The sequence below is a fragment of the Bartonella callosciuri genome (genome assembly GCF_014203215.1).
GTDB classification, from domain to species: domain Bacteria; phylum Pseudomonadota; class Alphaproteobacteria; order Rhizobiales; family Rhizobiaceae; genus Bartonella; species Bartonella callosciuri.
The window spans coordinates 93943-116774 of record NZ_JACHIM010000001.1 but is presented as its reverse complement, the minus strand read 5'-3'; the positions used below and the strand labels follow the sequence as shown (position 1 = coordinate 116774).

At 36.1% G+C, this 22832-nt stretch carries 16 protein-coding genes, 4 tRNA genes and 2 pseudogenes; 14 read left to right on the top strand and 8 right to left on the bottom strand.

The window, feature by feature from the left end:
- Positions 1-567: 567 nt before the first annotated feature.
- The 7 genes and pseudogenes from HNQ69_RS00525 to mazG all read left to right on the top strand — a co-directional run bounded on the left by HNQ69_RS00525 (position 568) and on the right by mazG (position 8739).
- A complete protein-coding gene (locus tag HNQ69_RS00525) occupies positions 568-2892 on the top strand; it encodes an NADP-dependent malic enzyme (protein WP_183228168.1) in 2325 nt (774 codons plus the stop codon).
- Positions 2893-3091: 199 nt separating this feature from the next.
- The gene (locus tag HNQ69_RS00520; protein ID WP_183228167.1) at positions 3092-3376 is read left to right on the top strand and encodes an acyl carrier protein; all 285 of its coding nucleotides are present in this window, start codon (positions 3092-3094) and stop codon (positions 3374-3376) included.
- 10 nt (positions 3377-3386) lie between these two features.
- The gene (locus HNQ69_RS00515; RefSeq protein ID WP_183228166.1) at positions 3387-4562 is read left to right on the top strand and encodes a beta-ketoacyl-ACP synthase; all 1176 of its coding nucleotides are present in this window, start codon (positions 3387-3389) and stop codon (positions 4560-4562) included.
- Positions 4563-4576: 14 nt separating this feature from the next.
- Entirely contained in the window at positions 4577-5851 is a 1275-nt protein-coding gene (locus tag HNQ69_RS00510) for a beta-ketoacyl-ACP synthase (protein WP_183228165.1), read from the top strand.
- 68 nt (positions 5852-5919) lie between these two features.
- On the top strand, positions 5920-6948 hold the full coding sequence (locus HNQ69_RS00505; RefSeq protein WP_183228164.1) for a zinc-binding dehydrogenase: 1029 nt from the start codon (positions 5920-5922) through the stop codon (positions 6946-6948).
- Positions 6949-6954: 6 nt separating this feature from the next.
- Complete coding sequence (locus HNQ69_RS00500) at positions 6955-7884, top strand: lipid A biosynthesis lauroyl acyltransferase (RefSeq protein WP_183228407.1); 930 nt, start codon at positions 6955-6957, stop codon at positions 7882-7884.
- 32 nt (positions 7885-7916) lie between these two features.
- Positions 7917-8739 (top strand): annotated as a pseudogene (gene mazG, locus HNQ69_RS00495) (nucleoside triphosphate pyrophosphohydrolase).
- Positions 8740-8812: 73 nt separating this feature from the next.
- Here the strand turns inward: mazG and HNQ69_RS00490 are convergent.
- Positions 8813-9190: an iron-sulfur cluster assembly accessory protein gene (locus tag HNQ69_RS00490; protein WP_183228163.1), complete on the bottom strand. Its 378-nt coding sequence runs from the start codon at positions 9188-9190 to the stop codon at positions 8813-8815.
- Positions 9191-9824: 634 nt separating this feature from the next.
- Here HNQ69_RS00490 and HNQ69_RS00485 point away from each other — a divergent pair.
- Positions 9825-9901 (top strand) — tRNA-Pro (locus HNQ69_RS00485).
- A gap of 522 nt (positions 9902-10423) precedes the next feature.
- On the opposite strand, the gene HNQ69_RS00480 is transcribed toward HNQ69_RS00485, so the two are convergent.
- The gene (locus HNQ69_RS00480; RefSeq protein WP_183228162.1) at positions 10424-10900 is read right to left on the bottom strand and encodes an Hsp20 family protein; all 477 of its coding nucleotides are present in this window, start codon (positions 10898-10900) and stop codon (positions 10424-10426) included.
- A 275-nt stretch (positions 10901-11175) separates the two neighbouring features.
- Between HNQ69_RS00480 and HNQ69_RS00475 the strand changes: the two genes are divergently transcribed.
- The 4 genes and pseudogenes from HNQ69_RS00475 to HNQ69_RS08285 all read left to right on the top strand — a co-directional run.
- Positions 11176-12111, top strand: a complete 936-nt coding sequence (locus HNQ69_RS00475; protein WP_183228161.1) for a serine aminopeptidase domain-containing protein — start codon at positions 11176-11178, stop codon at positions 12109-12111.
- A 1314-nt stretch (positions 12112-13425) separates the two neighbouring features.
- Positions 13426-13788, top strand: a complete 363-nt coding sequence (gene cpdR, locus HNQ69_RS00470; RefSeq protein WP_183228160.1) for a cell cycle two-component system response regulator CpdR — start codon at positions 13426-13428, stop codon at positions 13786-13788.
- 97 nt (positions 13789-13885) lie between these two features.
- Positions 13886-13960 (top strand) — tRNA-Val (locus HNQ69_RS00465).
- A gap of 430 nt (positions 13961-14390) precedes the next feature.
- A pseudogene (locus HNQ69_RS08285) lies at positions 14391-14678 on the top strand (tyrosine-type recombinase/integrase); the annotation flags it as partial.
- A 60-nt stretch (positions 14679-14738) separates the two neighbouring features.
- On the opposite strand, the gene HNQ69_RS00460 reads toward HNQ69_RS08285, so the two are convergent.
- From HNQ69_RS00460 to HNQ69_RS00440, 5 genes are all read right to left on the bottom strand, one after another.
- A tRNA-Arg gene (locus tag HNQ69_RS00460) sits at positions 14739-14815 on the bottom strand.
- 38 nt (positions 14816-14853) lie between these two features.
- Positions 14854-15159 carry an ETC complex I subunit gene (locus HNQ69_RS00455; protein ID WP_183228159.1) on the bottom strand — a complete coding sequence of 102 codons (306 nt, stop codon included), beginning with the start codon at positions 15157-15159 and terminating at the stop codon, positions 14854-14856.
- A 90-nt stretch (positions 15160-15249) separates the two neighbouring features.
- A tRNA-Pro gene (locus tag HNQ69_RS00450) sits at positions 15250-15326 on the bottom strand.
- 894 nt (positions 15327-16220) lie between these two features.
- Complete coding sequence (gene hdaA, locus HNQ69_RS00445) at positions 16221-16910, bottom strand: DnaA regulatory inactivator HdaA (protein WP_183228158.1); 690 nt, start codon at positions 16908-16910, stop codon at positions 16221-16223.
- A complete protein-coding gene (locus tag HNQ69_RS00440; protein ID WP_183228157.1) occupies positions 16907-18118 on the bottom strand; it encodes an AI-2E family transporter in 1212 nt (403 codons plus the stop codon). Before HNQ69_RS00440 ends, hdaA begins: the two co-directional genes overlap by 4 nt.
- A gap of 164 nt (positions 18119-18282) precedes the next feature.
- Between HNQ69_RS00440 and purM the strand changes: the two genes are divergently transcribed.
- Together purM and purN are read left to right on the top strand one after the other, a co-directional pair.
- On the top strand, positions 18283-19368 hold the full coding sequence (gene purM / locus HNQ69_RS00435; RefSeq protein ID WP_183228156.1) for a phosphoribosylformylglycinamidine cyclo-ligase: 1086 nt from the start codon (positions 18283-18285) through the stop codon (positions 19366-19368).
- Positions 19365-19976: a phosphoribosylglycinamide formyltransferase gene (gene purN, locus HNQ69_RS00430; protein ID WP_183228155.1), complete on the top strand. Its 612-nt coding sequence runs from the start codon at positions 19365-19367 to the stop codon at positions 19974-19976. Before purM ends, purN begins: the two co-directional genes overlap by 4 nt.
- Before the next feature lie 288 nt (positions 19977-20264).
- Here purN and HNQ69_RS00425 read toward each other — a convergent pair whose 3' ends face one another.
- A complete protein-coding gene (locus tag HNQ69_RS00425) occupies positions 20265-22805 on the bottom strand; it encodes a response regulator (protein ID WP_183228154.1) in 2541 nt (846 codons plus the stop codon).
- Positions 22806-22832 lie beyond the last annotated feature (27 nt).

Genomic DNA, 22832 nt, shown 5'->3' with positions numbered 1-22832 from the left:
AAACTTTTATTTATTGAAATAGATATATTTATCTACATACGTATATGGCTCATTTTATCAGTATCAAATTCCGTTTTGTTCGCACATTTACAGCATCGCGCATAACTTCAGCCGTAAAGAAGTTTCTTTTACCTTTATTTAACAGGGAACAGTTTAAGATTTACAAATAGAGTCTATAAATCTGGACTCACTTATAAAATTGTAATTAAAGCATATCCTTATGATGATCGGATTAAATGAATAAACAACTCTCTTCGGTTGTTTCCTTTCTCATCAGCATTGAAAAAAAAACAACTGCTTGGTAATGTATCGTTAGAAGTATTCTATTTTTAAAACTGACTAGCTTCTGCAAATTTTTGTTAAGGAGAAAAGACTAATTGTGCTAATATCGACGAAAAGATTTATTAGTGCAAATAAAATGAAATATTGAACTGGTTAAACGATCCAGAAAAATTTGCTCGTACTCATGCATTTTTGTATTCAGAGAAATTAGGATCTATCAGTGAAGAAAACTTTATCGTAGATGGAACACCCATATAAACTTACACCAACCTGGATATCATAAGAATGTCTACAAAACGAAACAGTAATTTCAGTTCACAAAAAACTGAAATTGATAGTGCCGCACTTTTTTATCATCAACACCCCAAACCCGGAAAACTAGAAATACAAGCAACAACACCGCTTGATAATCAACGTGATCTAGCTCTTGCTTATTCTCCAGGTGTCGCCGCACCATGCCTTGCAATTCATAAAAATCCAAATCTTGCTGCTCAATATACTTCCCGTTCTAATTTAGTCGCCGTTATATCAAATGGAACTGCTGTTCTTGGATTGGGAAATATTGGTCCACTCGCCTCAAAACCGGTTATGGAGGGAAAAGCCGTTTTATTTAAAAAATTTGCGAATATTGATGTTTTTGATATTGAAATTGATGCACCTAATATTGAACAAATGGTAGAAGTTGTATCTGCCTTAGAGCCTACATTTGGTGGCATTAATCTTGAAGATATCAAAGCTCCTGAATGTTTCGAAATCGAAGAAAAACTTCGCTCTCAAATGAATATTCCAGTTTTTCATGATGACCAACATGGAACAGCCATTATTGTTTCTGCGGCCGTATTAAATGCATTAAGTCTTGCAGAAAAAAAAATTGAAAATGCAAAAATAGTGGTCTCAGGTGCAGGCGCTGCAGCTCTAGCTTGTCTTAATCTTTTGGTTCGCCTTGGAGCAAAAGTTAAAAATATTTGGCTTAGCGATTTAGAAGGGGTTGTTTATGAAGGTCGTAAGACACTTATGGATCGTTGGAAAGCCACCTATTCACAAAAAACTAATGCACGAACTTTATCTGAGATTATTGATAATGCGGACATTTTTCTAGGTGTTTCAGCGGGTGGTGTTTTAAAATCCGAATATCTCAAAAAAATGGCTCCAAATCCATTAATTTTAGCGCTTGCTAATCCAATACCAGAAATTATGCCAGAAGAAGTCTATTCTATACGACCAGATGCTATGATCTGCACAGGGCGCTCTGATTATCCTAATCAGGTCAATAATGTGCTTTGTTTTCCCTATATCTTCCGTGGTGCACTAGATGTCGGTGCTACCGCAATTAATGAAGAAATGAAAATGGCCGCAGTTCATGCGATTGCGGCCCTCGCCCGTGAAGAAACTTCAGATGTCGCAGCACGTGCATACCCCAAAAAACCACCCAGTTTTGGTCCAGAGTATCTTATTCCCTCCCCCTTCGATCCACGCTTAATATTACGCATTGCTCCTGCTGTTGCTAAAGCAGCAATGGAAACTGGTGTGGCAATACGGCCAATTAAAGATATGGAAGCCTATCATGATATCCTTAATCGATTTGTATTTCGTTCTGGATTAACAATGAAACCCGTTTTTGCGGCAGCAAAAACAGCAAAATGTAAACGCGTCATTTATGCCAATGGTGAAGATGAACGCGTACTTAGAGCAGCTCAAATTGTGCTTGAAGAACAAACTGCAATTCCTCTCCTCATTGGCCGTCCACACGTCGTAGAGGCAAGACTAAAGCGCTTTGGTCTAAGAATTCGCCCCGGAATAGATTTTGAACTTATAAATCCAGAAAATGATCCACGTTTTCATGATTATGTTAACTTATTTCTTCATTACACAGGAAGACGTGGTGTTTCACCAGAGGTTGCTAAAACAATCGTGAGAACCTCAACAACAGCGATTGCAGCCCTCGCAGTAATGCGTGGAGAAGCTGATGCAATGATTTGTGGCTTAGAAGGACGTTTTGAGCGTCATCTTGAGTTGATTGAACAAGTGATTGGACTTGATTCAAATGTTCGTCACTTTTCGGCTGTGAGTTTGCTTATTTCTTCACATCGTACTCTTTTTCTCACCGATACTTACGTCAATGAAGATCCTTCTGCAGAAGAAATAGCAGAAATGACATTATTGGCAGCGCAAGAAATTGAAGCATTTGGTATAACTCCCAAAGCGGCGCTATTATCACACTCAAATTTTGGCTCAAAGAATACAGAAAGTGCGCTTAAAATGCGCCGCGCAACCGAAATTCTTGCTGAATTATACCCAAATTTAGAAGCTGATGGGGAAATGCATGGTGATGCAGCACTTTCTAAAGTTTTTCGTGATAGTGTTTTACCTAATTCACGCCTCAAAGGTGAAGCTAATTTACTTGTGTTTCCAACCCTTGATGCAGCTAATATTACACTCAATCTCGTGAAAAATCTAACCAATGCGCTTCATGTCGGACCTATTTTAATCGGAGCCTCACGTCCTGTACATATCCTAACACCTTCAGTAACTTCACGAGGTGTTGTTAATATGACAGCTCTTGCAGTCCTTGCTGCAAATAGGAAAAGATTTGATAATGTAAAGAAATAAACAAATGAACTCAAAATAAAATTTTAAAGTTTTTTCAAGACTTTTAAATACAATATTTCCCTATACTATAAAGATATTTACCCTATAGAAAAGACAGCTATCTTCTAGATTAAGTCTTTCTTTTAAATAAAAAAAAGGCTAGAAGAATAATGTTAAAGTATATTCTGAATTTATCAACTCTATAATAAGGAAGTATGCATTGCCCTCTACGTTTGATAAAGTTGCTGATATTATAGCAGAAATCAGTGAAATTGACCGCAATATAATTACTCCGGAAAGCCATACCATTGATGACTTAGGAATCGATAGCCTTGATTTTCTTGATATTGTTTTCGCTATTGATAAAGCTTTTGGTATTAAAGTTCCACTTGAGCAATGGACTCAAGAAGTTAACGAAGGTACAGTTGCAACTGAAGAATACTTTGTTCTTAAAAACCTTTGTGCAAAAATTGATGAACTCGTTGCTTTAAAACAGCCTAAATAATTATTTCGTCATGTATGATCAATCTGTATTCATCACTGGTATAGGACTCATAAGCTCTTTAGGTGAAGGAATTGATGACCATTGGGATATCCTGAATGATCCCACAGTTACACCAAACCTTGATTGTACAACTTTTTCACCCTACACTGTCCATAAACTAAAGGAAGTTGATTGGAATTTACAAATCCCCAAAAGAAGTGATCAACGACAAATGGGAACATGGCAACGTCTTGGTACCTATGCAGCTGGCCTTGCTCTTGATGATGCAGGCATGAAAAATAATGAACAATTAACATCGACAATGGATATGATCGTTGCAGCAGGTGGAGGAGAACGTGATATTACCGTTGATACACAAATTCTCTCACAAGCGCGTACAGCAACTGATCATACTACCATGTTAAACTTTGTCCTTTCGACTGAACTGCGTCCCACTTTGTTTTTGGCACAGCTCTCAAATCTTTTAGCTGGAAATATTTCAATTGTTCACAAAGTAACTGGATCTTCTCGTACGTTTATGGGAGAAGAAGGCAGTGGGCTTTCTGCACTTCAAATTGCTGCAGCACGTATTCGATCAGGACAGAGTACACATGCATTGGTGGGAAGTTCCTATAATGCACAAGGCTATGATATGTTATTGGCCCATGAACTTGGAGGTCTTTTAACACGAAGTGGGTGGACACCAGTGTGGGATCGTAAAAGTTATCCTGGCGGCGGTATTATAACGGGCTCTGTTGGTATCTTTCTTGTCCTTGAAAGTGAATCACACGCAAAAAAACGCCGTGCGAATGCTTATGCTGAAATTAGCCAAATCATCACGGATCAAACAGACAGAACAAAAATTCCTCTTGAAGAATCAATTGCGACAATGTTGAAAAAAATGAAGGTTGAATCTTCTTTAGTCATTTCCGCTGCTTCAGGCTTTCATGAGATAACAAAAGCAGAACAAAAAGCTCTTGAGGGTGCTGATGTATTTTACCGTGGTATTACAACATTATTTGGTTACATGCGGGAAGCACAATTTCCTTTAGCACTTGCGCTTGCTGCACTTGCTGTAAAAAAAAGACGTAGTTTTCCAGCACTAAGTGCTCATGAAAAATCCTTTTCTAAAGAAATACGTGAAGCGTTTGTGACGGCCATTGGTCTAAAAAGAGCAGAAGGTATAGTTCGCCTAACTGCTGTTTGAGGAGAGTTTCTATAGTGAGATATAATGATCATTTTGGGCGTCCGCTTGTCGCGATAACTGGAACAGGGATTGTAACATCACTGGGACAAGGCAAAAACGAAAATTGGCAAAAATTAACAAGTGGTGTTAGCGGCATCCATAAAATAACACGCTTTCCCATTGAGGGATTAAAGACATGTATTGCTGGAACAGTTGATTTTCTTAAAGAAAGTACGCTTGGTGTTTTAGCTCTCTCTGAAAAACTCGCTGATCTTGCCGCCGAGGAAGCTTTAGAACAAGCAGCTCTTGATAAAACGAACTTTAATGGCCCTTTATTTTTGGCAGCTCCTCCTGTTGAGCTTGAGTGGACAGCGCGTTTTACTCTTGATCAAGAGGAAGCATTCATTGATGAGCCTTCCTATGCGCACCTTCTTAAAGTTTGCAGCCATACTCCCCACGAAGCACTCTTTGAAACCACGCAATTTGGTATAATTGCAGAAAAACTTCAAAAAAAATTTGGAACAAAGGGACTTCCTGTTACCCTTTCAACCGCTTGCGCATCTGGTGCAACAGCGATTCAATTAGGTGTTGAAGCTATTCGTCGGGGAGAGACAAATCGTGCGCTTACGATCGCTACAGATGGTTCAGTTTCAGCCGAATCCCTTATTCGCTTTTCGTTATTATCTGCTCTTTCAACCCATAATGATCCAGCAGAAAAAGCAGCAAAACCCTTTAGCCGTGACCGAGATGGTTTTGTTATGGCAGAAGGATCAGGTGCTCTTGTTCTCGAATCTCTCAAAAGCGCGTTAGATCGTAATGCAACGATTTTAGGAATTTTAGCTGGTTGTGGAGAGACAGCGGATGATTTTCACCGTACGCGTTCAAAACCCGATGCATCGCCAGCAATTGAATCAGTTCGCAAAGCCTTAAATGATGCAAAAATAACGATCAATGACATTGACTATATTAATGCACATGGGACCTCAACACCCGAAAATGAAAAAATGGAATATCTCGCCTTGTCAACAGTCTTCGGTAATATTTTAAAACATATTCCAGTTTCTTCTAATAAATCAATGATTGGCCACACATTAACGGCTGCAGGCGCCATAGAGGCTATTTTTTCGCTTTTAACTATTCAATCAGGGATACTTCCTCCCACAATAAATTATGATGATCCGGATCCTGCTATCCCTTTAGACGTTGTTCCTAACCATAGCCGCAAAGCCTGTGTTAATGCGGTTTTATCAAACTCATTTGGATTTGGCGGTCAAAATACCAGCCTTGTTATTACAGCATATAAAGGATAATCCTTTCAATATTGATAAAACTCGGTCATACTTAACCTAATAGTCATAAACATTTAAGGGGGATGATAATGCGTGCACTGCAATTATTAAATGAGCGCCAGCTTGAAATCACCAATATAGCCCCGCCACTACTCCCTAACCCCGATGAAGTAACAGTGTGTATCAAAGCCGTTGCTCTTAATCATATTGATGTATGGGGCTGGCGTGGCATGGCCTTTGCTAAAAGAAAAATGCCACTTATAATCGGCGCAGAAGCTTCCGGTGAAGTTATTCGATTGGGGACTGATGTTAAAAATTTACAACTTGGACAGATCGTTTCAATTTATGGTGCACACACCTGCGGAGTATGCCAAGCTTGCTGTAAAGGGCGAGATAATCTTTGTAGTCAGGTAAAAGGTGTATACGGTTTTCATCTTGATGGCTTTGCCTGTGAGCTTGTTAATTTGCCAGCACGTCTATTGCTTCCAGCTCCTCCAGAATGTGATGAACTGCAAGCAGCTGTTGCTCCAATTACTTTTGGCACTGTAGAACATATGCTTTTTGATAATGCAAAACTACAAGAAGGTGAAACAATTCTCATACAAGCAGGTGGTTCGGGTATTGGCTCAGCAGCCATTCAGCTCTCAAAACAGAAGGGATGTACAGTTATTACGACCGTAGGTTCAGATGAAAAAGTTGCAAAAGCACAATCCCTTGGTGCAGATCACGTTATAAATTATCGTAAAGAGCGTTTTGAAGGCGTCGTGCGTAAATTAACAAAAAAACAAGGTGTTGATGTTGTTTTTGAGCACGTAGGAGCTGATACATGGAACGGTTCTCTATTGTGTATGAAACGAGGAGCACGCTTGGTAACCTGTGGTTCTACATCTGGTGTTTCAGCATCACTAAATCTTATGCAGTTATTCCAGCAACAACTTAAGATATTCGGTTCTTTTGGCTGTCGTATAGAAAATATGCAAAACGCCATGCAGAAAATGGCACAGGGAATTGTACATCCTGTCATTGATACAATTGTTGGGTTTGATGAAATTGATACAGCTTTAAAACGAATGGAAAGTCGTGATATTTTTGGTAAAATTATTCTTAAAATCGATTAAATTATGATAAAGTTTTATATTAAAAGTTTTATGTATCATATTAAAATAATAGCAAAAAAATCATTTTATTTTTTATGGGGACATCTGCTCATTGGTTTGCTATCTATTTTAAAATATTTTCCTGCCAATCTTGGATTTTCTTTCTTTTCTTGGTTGGCAAAAACATTTGGTCCCCTTGTACACCGTCATCAAATCGCACTTGCTAACCTTAGAGCTGCGTATCCAGAAAAAACAGAAGAAGAACTCCATGCAATTGCCATAGAAATGTGGGAGAATATAGGAAAATTCCTAGCTGAGTATATTTTCCTTGATAAAATTTTTGATTTTGATCCTCATGCAGAGAAACCAGGTCTTATTGAAGTTAAAGGTGCTGAAATATTTGAGCGATTAAAAAATGAAAAAAAACCGCATATTTTTTTCACAGCTCATACCGGGAATTTTGAACTTCTCCCTATATGTGCACAACGTTTTGGTCTTAATATTACAGTGTTATTTAGACCACCCAATAATCCCTATATTGCAAAACGAGTCCTTAAAGCTCGGCAAACCTCTATGGGACATCTCGTTCCATCTAAGGCCGGTGCAGCTTGGGCATTAGCAGCCAGGTTAGCAGAAGGTAAAAATGTTGGCATGCTTATTGATCAAAAGTTTCGTCGAGGTGTTTTGGGAACATTTTTTAATAGACCCCTTAAAACCAATCCCTTAATTATAAAACTTGCGCGACAATATGATTGTGATATTTATCCAGCACGTTGTATTCGCCTCCCTGGAGGACGCCATCATTTAGAATTATATGAACCTGTAAAGCTTCCACTTAATGAAAAAAACGAAATCGATGTAACTGCTTCTATACAAAAATTAAATGATATTGTTGAGAGTTGGGTCCGTGAATATCCGGGACAATGGGCGTGGTTACACAGACGATGGGATAGCTAACTTATCCTCAAATATTTATAAAAGAGGTATAAATGATCGCGTCAAAAGATATTAATGATCTTCTCGCAATTGTTGCAGCATTACGAAACGGTGATAGCGGATGTGTCTGAAATATAAAACAAACATTTGAATCCCTCATACCCTATATTTTTGAAGAAACTTATGAAATTGTCGATACCATTGAACGAAAAAAACGAATGGATCTTTGTGACGAACTCGGAGATCTTCTTTTACAAGTCGCCTATCATGCTACGATAGCGCAAGAAGAAGGCAGCTTTACTTTTGAAGACGTTGTTTACGCAGTTACCGCAAAAATGATTCGTCGCCATCCTCATGTTTTTGGAAATACAGATCAAAAAAAACGTGGTTTTATTGAAGAGGAATGGGAACGTATAAAAAAATAGAACAGGCTAAACAAAAAAAATGTGCGAAGAAGCAGAATTATTAAGTGATTCTGTCACGAGCATTCTTACAAAAGTAAAACAGATTCAGCCAGCAGACCAAGAAGCACTCGCATTACAAAAAGCAGCAGCCAAATTGGGGTTTGATTGGTATGAAAGTCATAAAATTTTTGCAAAAATAGAAGAAGAACTCAATAAGCTTAAAGAAGCAATCAAAGACAACGAAACTTCAGATATAGAAGCAGAGTTTGGCGATCTTTATTTTATCCTACTTTATCTTGCACGCCATCTGAATCTTGATGCACAAAAAGCACTAAAAAAAACCAATACAAAATTTTGAAGTCGTTTTGCCTATATCGAAGAAAGCCTATCCATTCAATCTAAAACACTAGCTGATGCAGCCTTGAATGAAATAGAAGATCTTTGGAATAAGGCTAAAAATAAAAAGGAATAAAAATATCAAGTTCCACCAACCTAAAAATTGAGAGAATCCTCGTCTCAGTAAATACCGGCCCCTCCTAGAAAACTTAATTGGTTTTATAGCTTTCATTTAACTGATTTTGCGAGGCAGGACGAAGCTCTACCGATTCACCGCACCCACATGCTGAAACTTGATTAGGATTTTTAAATACAAAACCGGACCGAAGCGTTGTCTCTTCATAGTCCAGCTGCGTTCCTAATAAAAATAATACTGCATCATGTGCTACAAAAACACGAGCGCCATTCACTTCAACAACATCTGCATCCAATCCCTCTTCCTTTACAAGAGTAATTGTATACTCCATCCCCGCACAGCCGCCTTTCTTAATACCAATAAGAATACCACACGCATCTTTTTCATCCATAATCGCTTTAACACGACTTACTGCAGCTTCCGTCAAATTCATTACTGAAAAACGACTCATCGTTTACTCTTTTCTTGCTCAAAAAATACTTTGAAAGTATTTTATCTAGGCCATTTTATTTATCTGGTATATCAGAAACAAAACAACAAGGCATAAAATGTACTGATTTTTTATCATGGGAATAAAAAACGTATCTGATATTTGGACTGGTGATTGTGCAATCTGAGATTTTTATCCTTACTATCTTCCTAACTTATGAAAAATATATCATTTTTATAAAAATCAAAAATGCAGAAAAAGTTCTTCCATATGACAGCATTTACTACTATTTTTTTAAAAAAAAAGCATTTTAGGGAAGTTTCCCGATGGAACAAACAAAAATCTTAAAAAGGTATCATTTTTTTCTCGCGCCTATTAAACACCAGAAAAAAATGAAAACATTGATAAGCATAAAAATCTTATTTCATGCCTTCACAATTCCCATAAAATAATTGAATAAATATGCATTATAAATAACAGCTATAAAATTAAAAAATTTAATTATTTATTTCAATGAACAAAGAAATATTGACATGCAAAATTTCGTTTTTACGAACGCAAGCACTCTTTTAAAATGCAAGAGCAATTTAGATTTTATTCTGTTTATTTTTCTCTTGCCTTTAAAGAAACAGTCCTTTAGTCATCTTACACAGTTCGGAGCGTAGCGCAGCCTGGTAGCGCACTTGACTGGGGGTCAAGGGGTCGTGGGTTCGAATCCCGCCGCTCCGACCATCTTTTATAAAAAATAGCCCCTTAAACACAATGTAGCTTGTCGTTGGGTTTTGTACAATTTGACTTCAGGTTTTGTAGCAATTTATTTTCTTCAAAGAGTTTTCAAAGACCTTTTAAAGCCTTTTTTCATCTTTAACGTCAAATTCCGACTTTTACGATTTTTTACTCTTTTTTGCAATTTTAGATATCAAAATCCAATTTTACAAACAACGCATTTAATGATAAAATAGTCATAAAAACAAAGGACTACTACCATTCCTTCCTAATCCCACCTCTTCCTATTTATTACAAAACCTTATGTCAACCTACATCCTCTTACACATGTATGAAATTCTTAAAATCTATTCCATTTCCTTTAATGTACAGCGGCTACGATAGAAACACTAGCCCAAATTAGGAATAGAGACAGTTTTTATTGGAGTACTCTTCCTTTCTCCATAGAAAATATAAAAAACGCGAGACATTAGTCTCGCGTCACTTCACTATTTAAAAGAATTGATAATTATTCAGTTTTTTCAGAGTCTAAACTTGCTTTACGCAATTATGATTGGCATCACTTTTTATTGTAGATGATGATGCCTGCACAGCTATTTTTCGTGGTTTTAATTCAGCTGGCATTTCTCTTTCAAGCTGAATATGCAGAAGACCATCGCCAAGTTCTGCTCCAGTAACCTTAACATGATCAGCCAAATGAAAACGCCGTTCAAAAGCACGCGAAGCGATACCTCGATAAAGGAACTCTCGTTCTGCATCATCATTTTCAGGCTTCCTCTCACCCTTAATGATTAGCTGATTGCAATGCGTTTCGATATCGATCTCATCTTGAGAAAAGCCTGCAACAGCCATAGAAATTCTATAAGAATCTTCAGTTAAACGCTCAATGTTATAGGGTGGATAAGAAGAAACATCGTCGGGTTGTGTTCTAGAATCAAACCAGTTAAAAAGCTGATCAAAACCTACTGTTGAACGATAAAATGGTGAAAAATCTACTTGACGCATAATATTGCCCTCCTTTAGAGCGACTATAGTTAATTGACTCACAAAGTTCCCAATTGGCAAACTTAATCTGTGAACCAGCAGTCCCATCATGGCGACTACATTATTTATCTGGTAATCATTTTCTCCTATTTCAACTTTTTTATGCTTGAATTCATAAAAATACATAAAAAATAATATAATCGTTTCTTAACCCTTTTTTATCATTACATAAATATCAGTCCTCTCGTTATCTCATTTTGCACTAAGTTACAAAAATACCCTGTAAAGGATGTCAATTGGAAACACCTCTTTATTTCACAGATTGCGGTTTTACTTCTCAAAATATCTCTAATAGCTATTTTAAAACAGCCATGGATCGTGAAATTCGTTTTGTGATAACATATCCTGAAAGAAAAAAATCCCAGGGAACAATTGTTATCCTCGAAAGTTCTGAAAATGCTTTAGAAGAATATTTTTTACCAATGAACGAAATTTCCAAACGCGGTTTTCATACAGCAATATTTGACTGGTTCGGTCGAGAGAAATCACCATTAAAGACAAAAAAACAGAACAGATACAATTATTTTGATATTAATAATGATATCAATGACTTAAATGAATTTCTTAAAAAAGTTGTATACCCTAATTGTCCAAGACCTTACTATATACTAGCCTATGGCATAGGTGGTTTGATAGCACTTAGCGGACTGGAGGTCATTAATCATCAGTTTAAGAAAATGCTCTGCGTTTCTCCTCTTTTGGCTCCTTTTGGCAATAAAACGAATAGCTTTCAACATAAATTAACACAACTTCTTTCTGATATAGGTCTTGGATTCTTACCAGCTAAAGGTGGAAAAAAACTCAAAAAAACAAAACAAAAAAATATGCAATTGGGGCGTGCTAATAAAGCACCATGCCCCTCTGTCACTGCTCCAACATCTCGATGGATGGCATCAGTGCTTAATACAATTGATTCTATGAAAAAGAATATACTTCATGGACATTTACAAATTCCAACACTTTTTATTCTCGCCAATCAAAACAATATCATGAACAACATTGAAGCACGACAATTATGCCAATACACACATCTTACAAATAGTATCACTATTACAGGTGCTGAACTTGATACAATCATGCATGATGAAGGTTACAAAAAACAATTTTGGGCTGTGTTTGATGCATTTATTTCCAGCAACATGTCCGAAAATAATATTTTTAAAAAAGCATAGAAAAACAAATAAAACAACAATTGAAGCTATTAAGCAACACTATAACTCTTTTACTTATACTAGATATTATCTAGAGAAAACTCCTCTAGAGTAACTTAAGTATGTAAGAAAATTGAGGAGCAGATATGACGAAGGAAAGAAAAATTTTCTGAGAATTTAGAATTTCAACACCTTCTGATAGCGATTCAGAAACCAAATGCCACAACTTCAAAACCTATACTTCTCTTTAACCTTATACAGTTCAAATAGTTTTCATGATAAAAAACATTAGAATAAAAACTTTGAAGCGAAGAACTTTCCTATTTGTTAGCTGAATACAGTCATTTTTCAACGAAGTATCAAGAGCCCCTTGAAGAATCCTTTTTGTAAAAGAAACAGAGAAAACCATCAAATGCCAACTCTATAATCTTTGCACTAATAATAGGCGCCGCCCCATACTTTCTTTGCTTTTGCATAATTATGTAGAACTGTTTTATTGCTTTCCTATGTAGGGCTTACCTCATTTCAAAACAAAAACACACGCATAACCCATTATTGTATAGAGACTCTTATACAAAATGAAAAATTCTTTTACAAAACTTCGTTCACACTATAAAAATTCAAGAAGACCTCTCTTCAATCCTAGAAATTGATCAATTATTTGCAACAAAAGCAAAATGAAATATTCTATAAAGCTAATCTCAATTTGCAAATAACAATGTGATCGGCATACAAATCTTAATACAATACGCTATAGTTTTCCAAATAAAATAATAAATTATATTCCTAGTATATTATCGAAAAGCTTTGTTTTCATGTTATATCATAAAAAATAATAATTCTTATTCATTGAAAAAAACCAAATACTTTAAAAAATAAGCGTATTACGTTTACAACTTACATCCATAAAATCATACGGCAAACAGACAGCTATAAAAGCCCACCTTGCCGCGTATTATCGTCGAAAACAAAATAAACATAACACTTTTCTGATTTTCCATATAGACAATCTCTAAATTGACTATCTTCATGTATCCTTTAATAGAATTCTAACCAAAATAAAGGAAATTAAAAAGAAACAGAAACTGCAAGTAAGGGTACTTAAAATATTCATATACACCACTCCCCTCTTTCAATGTCACATACATTTCAAATTTAACCAACTTACAACCAATCTCTGATATTATTAACCTTTATATTTAAAAAAATATGCAATAATTAACCATTTTGCCATTCATTACAATTATGAGCATTTTATCATATTTCTTATAAATACTCTATATTGTATAATTGATATGGCAAAACTCTAACGAATGGAACCATTGGAACACAGTCATGAAACGAATCCTGCTCGTAGAAGATGATAACGATATGCGTCGCTTTTTAGTAAAAGCTTTAGAACGTGCAGGCTACGAAGTCGCCGATTTCGATAACGGTACTAGCGCATATGAACGTTTACAAGAAGAGCCATTTTCTCTTCTACTTACCGATATTGTGATGCCAGAAATGGATGGAATCGAACTGGCACGACGTGCTACTGAAATTGATCCTGATTTACGAGTTATGTTTATTACAGGCTTTGCAGCAGTTGCACTCAATTCAAATAGCGATGCTCCTCCTGACGCAAAGGTACTTTCTAAACCGTTTCACTTGCGTGAGCTTGTTAATGAGGTTGAAAAAATACTTATAGCTGCTTAAAAGGATATTTTTTCAAATTATTCATATCTATTAAATAGAAAATTAAATTAGGCATTGACGTTTGTCATTCTATATGGTGTATGCAACATCATTGAATGGGTGTGTAGCTCAGCGGGAGAGCACTACGTTGACATCGTAGGGGTCACAGGTTCAATCCCTGTCACACCCACCATTTAACTTTCTATCACGAATAATTTATTGATTTTATATATCTTTTAAAGGTACAAGATACGTAGATGAAAATTAGAGAATAGAACTTTTCAACATGGACTTTATAAAGTGCATCTTTTTTTTGCAAGCTTTCTCTAATAATTTCTTGAATTCTGCTAAGTCCTGTTATCAAGAACACTTCAAAATTCTAGCACATGTACCAACAGTTCTACGACTCAATAAATCAAAAGTCTCATTGTAAAAGTCTTACTACAAGCATTGGCTTCTTTTTCCAAGAGCATCTATTATCTTCTGATCTAATCTATATTATACTATGATTGTTTTTCTTATTCTTGCTGGTACAAGCCTTTTTACCCAAATAGTTACACAAAAACCACAATATAACCTCTTTATAAAAATCGGTTAAAAGAATAAAAAAATTACTATAAAAGTCAGATTTTTTCATCTACGGGAAAAACAAAAATAAGCTCGTTAAAGAAATTTTGGAAACTTATTTCGTGAGGACTGTAATGCAGCAGAAATTAAAAAAATCAGTACATGAATTGAGAAAGTTAGAAACAATACGTACGGGCTAATGCCAGTCCTAGGGTTTTGCAAATGAAATCACTTTTAGCCTAGATCGAAGATAAATGGCATCACTCTATACTAAAACAGCCTATAGAAAACAGCTAGCAATAGAAGCAATCAAAAAGGTTCGGGTAGGCCTAAAAATAAGTTAAAAAAATCAATGAACAGAAAATTCCCGGACTTTTATATAACGCATTGATTCTCCTTAAATATGGTGATCCCGACAGGATTCGAACCTGTGACCCACGGCTTAGAAGGCCGTTGCTCTATCCAACTGAGCTACGGGACCAACTGATTATTTTTTAATCTCAAGCGGCATCCTCAAACTCAATGGGTCCAAGGTTGCAGCCTATCACTGCGAAAATTATCAGAATAAGAAACTGCACGCCGAATCGGCTTATGTGTGCTTTCTACACGACAAAGAATAGCGTTCCTGCGTGCAAAAGCGATTGCTTCTTCTTTCCGATTAAACTGGATTTTTATCTGACTATTTATATCAGATGTTGCCGTATATCTCATAAGAGGCTCAAGCATTTTTGCCTGTAACGGCTCATATTGCAAAATCCAAAAACCGGTATTCCTCCTACCTGACTGCATAGCTGTCTTCGCAGGACTATAAATACGCGCGATCATGATTACTTTCCTTCAGACTACACAACACTTGAATGATAATTTGTCACCACACGTACCCAATTGGGCTATTCTCTTACATCCTATCAAATCTGGTCGGAGCGATAGGATTCGAACCTACGACCCCCTGATCCCAAATCAGGTGCGCTACCAGGCTGCGCTACGCTCCGCCCTTTACATCTATTTGATGCACATTTCCTAAGATTTTCACAACAGAAGTGCAAGAGAAAAACACATTTTTTTTAAATTTTGTTATATTTCTTTACAAGAAAAAACTTTTCTAATTTTTTATGTTAAATAGCACATTCATTGACAGAAATAAAAAAAAAACGATTCCTATAAAAACTTCACCCCACATTAATAAACAATGAGTCTCTCTCTCAACCACCACAATTTTCATATTACCTTGAGAAAACTTTTATGAGTCCAAAAAACATTCCATGGATATCATTTTAGTAGAAAAAATAACCTAAGCATATTCTAAAATCATATAAAACTCTAAACTTCCTCGCTTTACTCAATAAAAATTCAGCTGATAAAGTTTAAATCACGCACTATAGAAAATAAATGAGGATATAATACCTTTTTGATCCTCGTAATCATTCTTATTTTAAAAAATTTTACGCTCTCCTACAATCCCAAAACACAAACTAAAAATGAGTATTTCGCACACAAACCATAAAAGTTCTGTCACAGCAAGAAGAGAGCCTTTCCTCCTTATTGGAATCACTTTAAAATACACGAAGAGTTTGAGCCAGCTATGAAAAGAGCACAATATCATAAATTAAAAAGTCTAAAGCCGTTCAAAATAGTTTATTAAACACCTTAAAAAGAGAAAATTCTGGCATATTCCAAAAAGGATAAATGAAAATACCCTGTTCTGTTTACTGTTAACAAATGTAGCTAAAAGTAGAAAGATTCATAACTATATTGGCGTGCTTGGTTTTTCTTGAAAGCACTCCTGTTAATGTCCAAATGGTGTTGCCATTCTCTTAGAACACTAAAACGATAATAAAACACAAATACCCCTATTGAACAATTTAAATCAGATTAAGAACTTGTATTTACTGAATTTGCCTATTGAGAACTTCGGCAATGACAGCACGTGTTATTTTGCTTTTTCTTTGTAATGCCAACCGATCAACAGAATCAATAACACGCTTCAACGAAAATAAAGAACGCTCACAACGGCTTACAAGATAGTAAACAGTATCCGGATGAACAATAATCTGCCGATCGGAAAAAATTTTAAAAGCAACTGCTGTTAATAATGCATCATCAGGCTGATTAATCACCACCAACATAACCGAATTAAAGCGACTTTTTAAATCATTTAACTTTAAATTCCATGCGGAGGGTACTGTACGTGCAGTTATCAACAAACTAGCTTGACGCGTATCAAGATTTGCTTGCTTAACACTATTAATTAAATGAAAAAGTTCCGTTTCACTAATTTCACCCGCATCAATATCCTCAATCAAAAATGATCTTCCTAAAGAAGCCAAAGCAATAGCCTGATTAACTTCATTACGATCAATGATTAAAGCATCAGCTTTCTGCGCCCATACGCTAGAAAAATGGGTTTTTCCAGATCCTTCTTTTCCAACCAAAACTGCAATAGGGAAAACCCAATTTGGCCAATGGTCAATAAGCTGAAAAGCCATACGGTTGCTTTCCGTCACTACCAAATCATCAAACTGGAAAACCGAATTATAAGCAAAATTTAAAGATAATTGCATTTCACGCTCATTCATTCTAATGGCTCCGAATTCCCACCTCGCGAATACATTTGAGAACTAAGATAAATGTGAAGAGCAAAACGAACCAAAACACCAACAGCCGCAGCAGCAGGAACAGCAACAAGCATACCAGTAAAACCAAAGAGTGAAGAAAAAGCAAAAAGTGCAAACATCAGCCACACCGGATGTAGTCCCACTGACGAACCTACAAGTTTCGGTTGAAGAATGTAGCCTTCAATAAATTGTCCAATTAAAAATATAACCATGACAACAACGATCCAACCCCAATTATTTGGGTAGAACTGGACCCAAGCAACACCAACAGAAAGTATAAAACCACTCATTGTACCAATATAAGGAACAAAGCTGATAAGGCCAATAAACATACCAATTAAAAGACCGAAGTTGAGTTCCGTGATCGTCAGACCAATAGCATAATACCCCCCCAATATTAAACAAACTGTTCCTTGTCCACGAACAAAACCAGCGATAGCTCTATCCATTTCATGAAAAATACTGCGAACAGTTTCAAGATGATCTCTTGGTATCAACGAATCAACTGTTGCCACCATACGTGGCCAATCTAATAACATGTAAAATGCTACCACAGGTGCTACAACTAATAAGCTGACGATATTAACGATAGATTTTCCTGATTTCAAAAGTGAGTTTAAGAGAGATGTAATAACATCAGAGCTTTTTCCCAAAAGTCCCTTAATATTACTCTGTAATTCATTTGGATCACTACCAAAATAGCGCCTTACCCACTCAAAATCATGTTCAACAAAAAAAGATTGAATACGATTAATATAAATGGGCAAACCGTTACTCATAAATTGCTGTATTTGCCAGCTAATAACAGGAATAAAAATGATTAAAGCAGCAACAAAAATAACAACAATAAACAAGGTAATGAAAATAGTGCCGAAAACACGACGAATACCAAATTTTTCAAGCAATTGAACAATGGGATTAAGAAAGTAAGCTAACACAATTCCTGCCACGAAAGGAAGCAAAATGGACCCAAAAACCAACATAAAGAGAATGAAAAAAATCAATGTACCAAGCCAGAAAAAAATTTGTCTTTTCATATAATTAGGTAACGGTATTTGAGTATAAGCTGGCACATAAGTTTTATGACGACCACGCAATCCGTTTTCACGCATTTTCTTTTTCATAAGCTGCAAAGCAGAATGATCGGAATTATCTGATATCTTACCCATAAAATACCCTAAAAAAATCTTCACAAAGATTATAAACTTCTTCTACATGGGTCAAGCAAAGCTTGCATATTTTGTTAAATACTAAATATCAAATCTCTTGCAGAGATAACTCTATCATGGCATTGCATAACATCAAAACCTGATTTTTCATAAGGAAGGTTCTCATGAGTAATCAAGATATCATAAATGATAAAATAAAATATGGTCTTACTTACGCAAAAGCCGGTGTAAACATCGATGCGGGTAATGCCATGGTAGAAAAAATTAAACCCTTCATACGCGCAACAAAACGAACAGGTGCAGATGCAGAAATTGGCGGATTTGGTGGGCTCTTCGATTTAAAAGCTGCAGGGTTCACAGATCCCATTCTCGTAGCAGCCAATGATGGTGTAGGAACAAAATTAAAAGTTGCCATTGAAGTAGGTATCCATGATACTGTGGGGATCGATCTCGTAGCGATGTGCGTTAATGATCTTCTTGTACAAGGTGCTGAACCTCTCTTTTTTCTCGATTATTTTGCAACCGGTAAACTTGATCCTGAACAAGGTGCAGTAATTGTTTCTGGTATTGCAGAAGGTTGTAAACAAGCAGGCGCAGCCCTTATTGGAGGAGAGACTGCAGAAATGCCTGGTATGTATGCAGAAGGAGATTATGATTTAGCAGGTTTTGCTGTAGGAGCGTGTGAACGCAAAGCATTACTCCCTTCAAAAAACCTCACAGAAGGCGATGTTATTTTAGGTCTTAACGCATCTGGAGTTCATTCCAACGGCTTTTCTCTCGTAAGAAGAATCATTCAACAAAGTAGTTTAAAATGGGAAGATCCTGCCCCTTTTAATCCCCAAACCAGCCTTGGTACAGCATTGCTCACACCAACACGCATTTATGTAAAATCACTCCTCCCCATCATGCAAAATTACAAAGGAATCAAAGCTCTTGCCCATATAACAGGTGGAGGATTCTCTGAAAACATTCCACGCGTACTTCCATCTTCTCTCTGCGCTGAAATTAATCTTTCTGCCATTCATGTTCCATCCATCTTTTCATGGCTTGCCAAACAAGGTAGAATAGAAGAAACAGAAATGCTAAGAACATTCAATTGCGGCATTGGCATGATTATTATCGTAGCACAACATGCAGTTGAAAAAATTACGCAAGCACTTGAAGTGCAAGGAGAAACAGTTACACCACTTGGTATTTTATCAAAAGACCAAGATAAAAAAATACTCTATAAAGGTACACTTCGCTTATGAAAAAACAGATTGTTGTTTTTATTTCTGGCAATGGATCCAATATGGTCGCCCTTGCCAACGCTTGTAGACAAAAGGAATACCCTGCAGAAATCCTCGCAGTTATCTGTGATAATCCTCATGCTGCTGGCATCGAAAAAGCACGTAACAATAACTTACCTATTCATGTGGTTGATCGCAAAAGTTACCCAACTAAAGAAGCACATGAAGAATTTATCTTCACCATTTTAACCCAATATCAGCCAGATCTTCTCTGCTTTGCTGGCTATATGCGCCTCATATCACCGCGTTTCGTAAAACTTTATGAAGGGCGAATTTTAAACATCCATCCTTCTCTTTTACCTTCATTTAAAGGTTTAAATACGCATGAAAGAGTTTTACAAGCAGGAGTAAAAATCGCTGGTTGCACTGTTCACCTTGTTACAGAAGACATGGATGCAGGAAAGATTCTCGCTCAAGCAGCAGTTCCAGTCTGTATAAACGATACCGCTGATGACTTAGCACAGAGAGTCCTTAAAGCAGAATATAAACTCTATCCTGAGGCTTTAAGAGCCTTTATTGAAGGAAAAGGACAAATAGTGGATACCCAACAACAGCTTTTTTCCTTTTGAGTACGTTAGCCAGCGATTTCCAATATTGCATCTAAACTTCACTTTTAATTCACTCTTTTGAAATTTATGAAGTTTTTTGACATGATAAGATACAAATGTATAACTTCATGAATATTTTTATGCAAAATGTGCAATATTTTTTCATTTTCTAACGGTAAAGCTCAAAAGCAAGCTTATTTACTCAGTTCACCGAGTTTACGCATCACTCTTTTTATCTTTAAGATACTCTCTATTTTTGCCTAAAAAATCTTTAAAAAACAATTTCTCTTTTGCATAATTTTTATTTTATTACGCAAGTGTTTCTTTAACTGTTAGAGCTAACTGTTTGAGTGTAAATGGTTTAGATAAAAAACTAAAAACAGCGTCTTGTGGAAGATTTTTAGCAAATGCATCTTTTGCGTATCCAGAAACAAAAAGAAATTTAATCTCAGGATAGCTTTTACGTACTTCCTTGAGTAAAGTTGGTCCATCCATTTCTGGCATCACGACATCGGAAACAATAATATCAATAGCCCCCTTATTTTCCTCAAGAATGGTGAGTGCTTCCACTCCACTTGCAGCCTCTAAAACAGTATACCCTCTCATTTGTAACGCTCTCATACCACTCATTCTGACAGCATCTTCATCTTCAACCAATAAAACAATCGCAGATCCTGTTAAATCTGTATTTTTTTCTTGCTCTTCACTTTTTTCAATCTGCGAGGAAATTTCTTCATTATTATGAGAAACATAACGGGGAAGAAAAATATGAAATGTTGCCCCTTCGCTCTCTTTGCTATCACAATAAATATAACCACCTGTCTGTTTGATAATTCCATAAACCATTGATAAACCAAGTCCAGTTCCTTTTCCAACTTCTTTTGTTGTAAAAAATGGTTCAAACATTTTTTCTTGTATAGCAGATGATATACCAGTTCCTGTATCTGAAACAGTCAATTGCACATACTCACCAATTCCAAAACCAACATGATCAAATTCAGCACTTTGTTGTTTTGTAATATTATTTGTTGCAATCGTAATAACACCTCCATCCGGCATGGCATCACGCGCATTAATAACCAAATTCATAATAACACGCTGAAAAGATGCTTGATCAACTTCAACGCTCCATAAATCTCTTCCATGAATAATTTTTAATTGAATATTATTGCCTAAAAGAGGTAAAATAAGATTGCGAATATCTGATAAAAACTCTGTAAAATCAACCTTCTCAGGACGGAGTGTTTGCTTTCTAGAAAAAGCTAATAATTGCTGCACAAGTGCAGCTGCACGATTAGCATTATTTTTAATATTGATAAGGTCAGCATGGGCAGGATCAGAACTGCGATGTGTATTTAAAAGAAGATCGCACGACATCAAAATTGCTGTTAAAACATTATTAAAGTCATGAGCAATACCACCAGCCAATTGCCCAACAGCTTGCATTTTCTGACTTTGCATCATTTTATCTTCAAGTGTTTTTTGTTCTGTTGTTTCTATGATAGAAAGAATGGCGCAATCTTGTAAAAGATCATCACAATAAGATTTCACAGGCATAACATGGAGACGCAAATGACGTTCTTCATTACTTTCTAAAATGGTTTCTATCGAAGCTGTACAATTTTTGTTTGACATAATTTTTTGAAATGTACGCTCTAACTGCATATGATCACGACGAGATATAACATCATAAAGATTAATAGTTTTCCCCTTACATCCCATGAGCGAAGAAAAAACATTATTCATGTGAATCAATTGTCCCCTCTGGTCCACCACAGCTATTGCAAATGGACTCGCATCAAAATACTCAAAGAGTGTATTTTGTAGTTTTAATTGATCATCACTCTCTGCCTTTTGTACTTGCTGTGGAACGATCACAATACGATAAATGGCTTCATCCTCTAAGAGAGAACAAGCACACATAAAACAATTTAATATTTTCTTAGCACCGGTCTGTGAATTTAGATATAACGAAAATCTATAAGGGGAAGAATAACCTGAACTTTGATGTTTATTGTTTTGCAAACAAATATCGCTCCATGTACTATTTTCGCCGATACTATCCAATAATTGATCAAAACTATATTGACCAACGGTAAAATTTGCCAAATCAATTGAAAACCATTCAGCAAAAATCACATTTGCATAAAGAATCGTTCCTTGTGTATTAACGGACAAAAAACCAATAGGAGCTTGATCTAAGTGGTTGATAGCTTCTTGAAGATTCGAGAAAAAAACTTCACGACGTTCCTGTAAATGCGAAATATCGGCAATACGCCAAAACAAAAACTGTTTTCCCCGCTTTGTGATTGGTTGAACAGAGATATTATACCAAACGGTTTTTTTTTGTGTAGAATGAGCAAAAATTGGCTGCTCCACTCTTAATTCTTCTTGTGCTGCAAGATTACTACACGCAGCAACTTTTAAGCGATACAAAAGTGTACCAGCGCCTGGAAGATCAGCAAGAACTACATAACAAGAGGATTCTGGCTTATAGGTAAGGAGTTTTCGATAATTTTGATTAGAATAATAAACAAAACCAGACAAATCAGAAACTATAATTGTATCATCGCTCTTATTAAAGATGCTGATATCAAAATTTTCGTACAACTGCGTTATATTATATCTCAAAACTCCCATTCCACTCAGAATGAGTGCAGTAACCCCTATAATTGCTAAAGCTAAAAAAGAGATCACCCCAGCCTTTTGTAAATGGCTCTGCTGATAAAAAAAATTGAGAATATCTAAAATGAAGAGAAAAGCTATTATAAAAACAACACCAAGAATCATACATCCTCGATATACAGCAGAAGATAATGATCTCTCACTCTTCCCAAAACCTTTATCCATCTCTCTTTGCCTTGATTATGGTTGTTT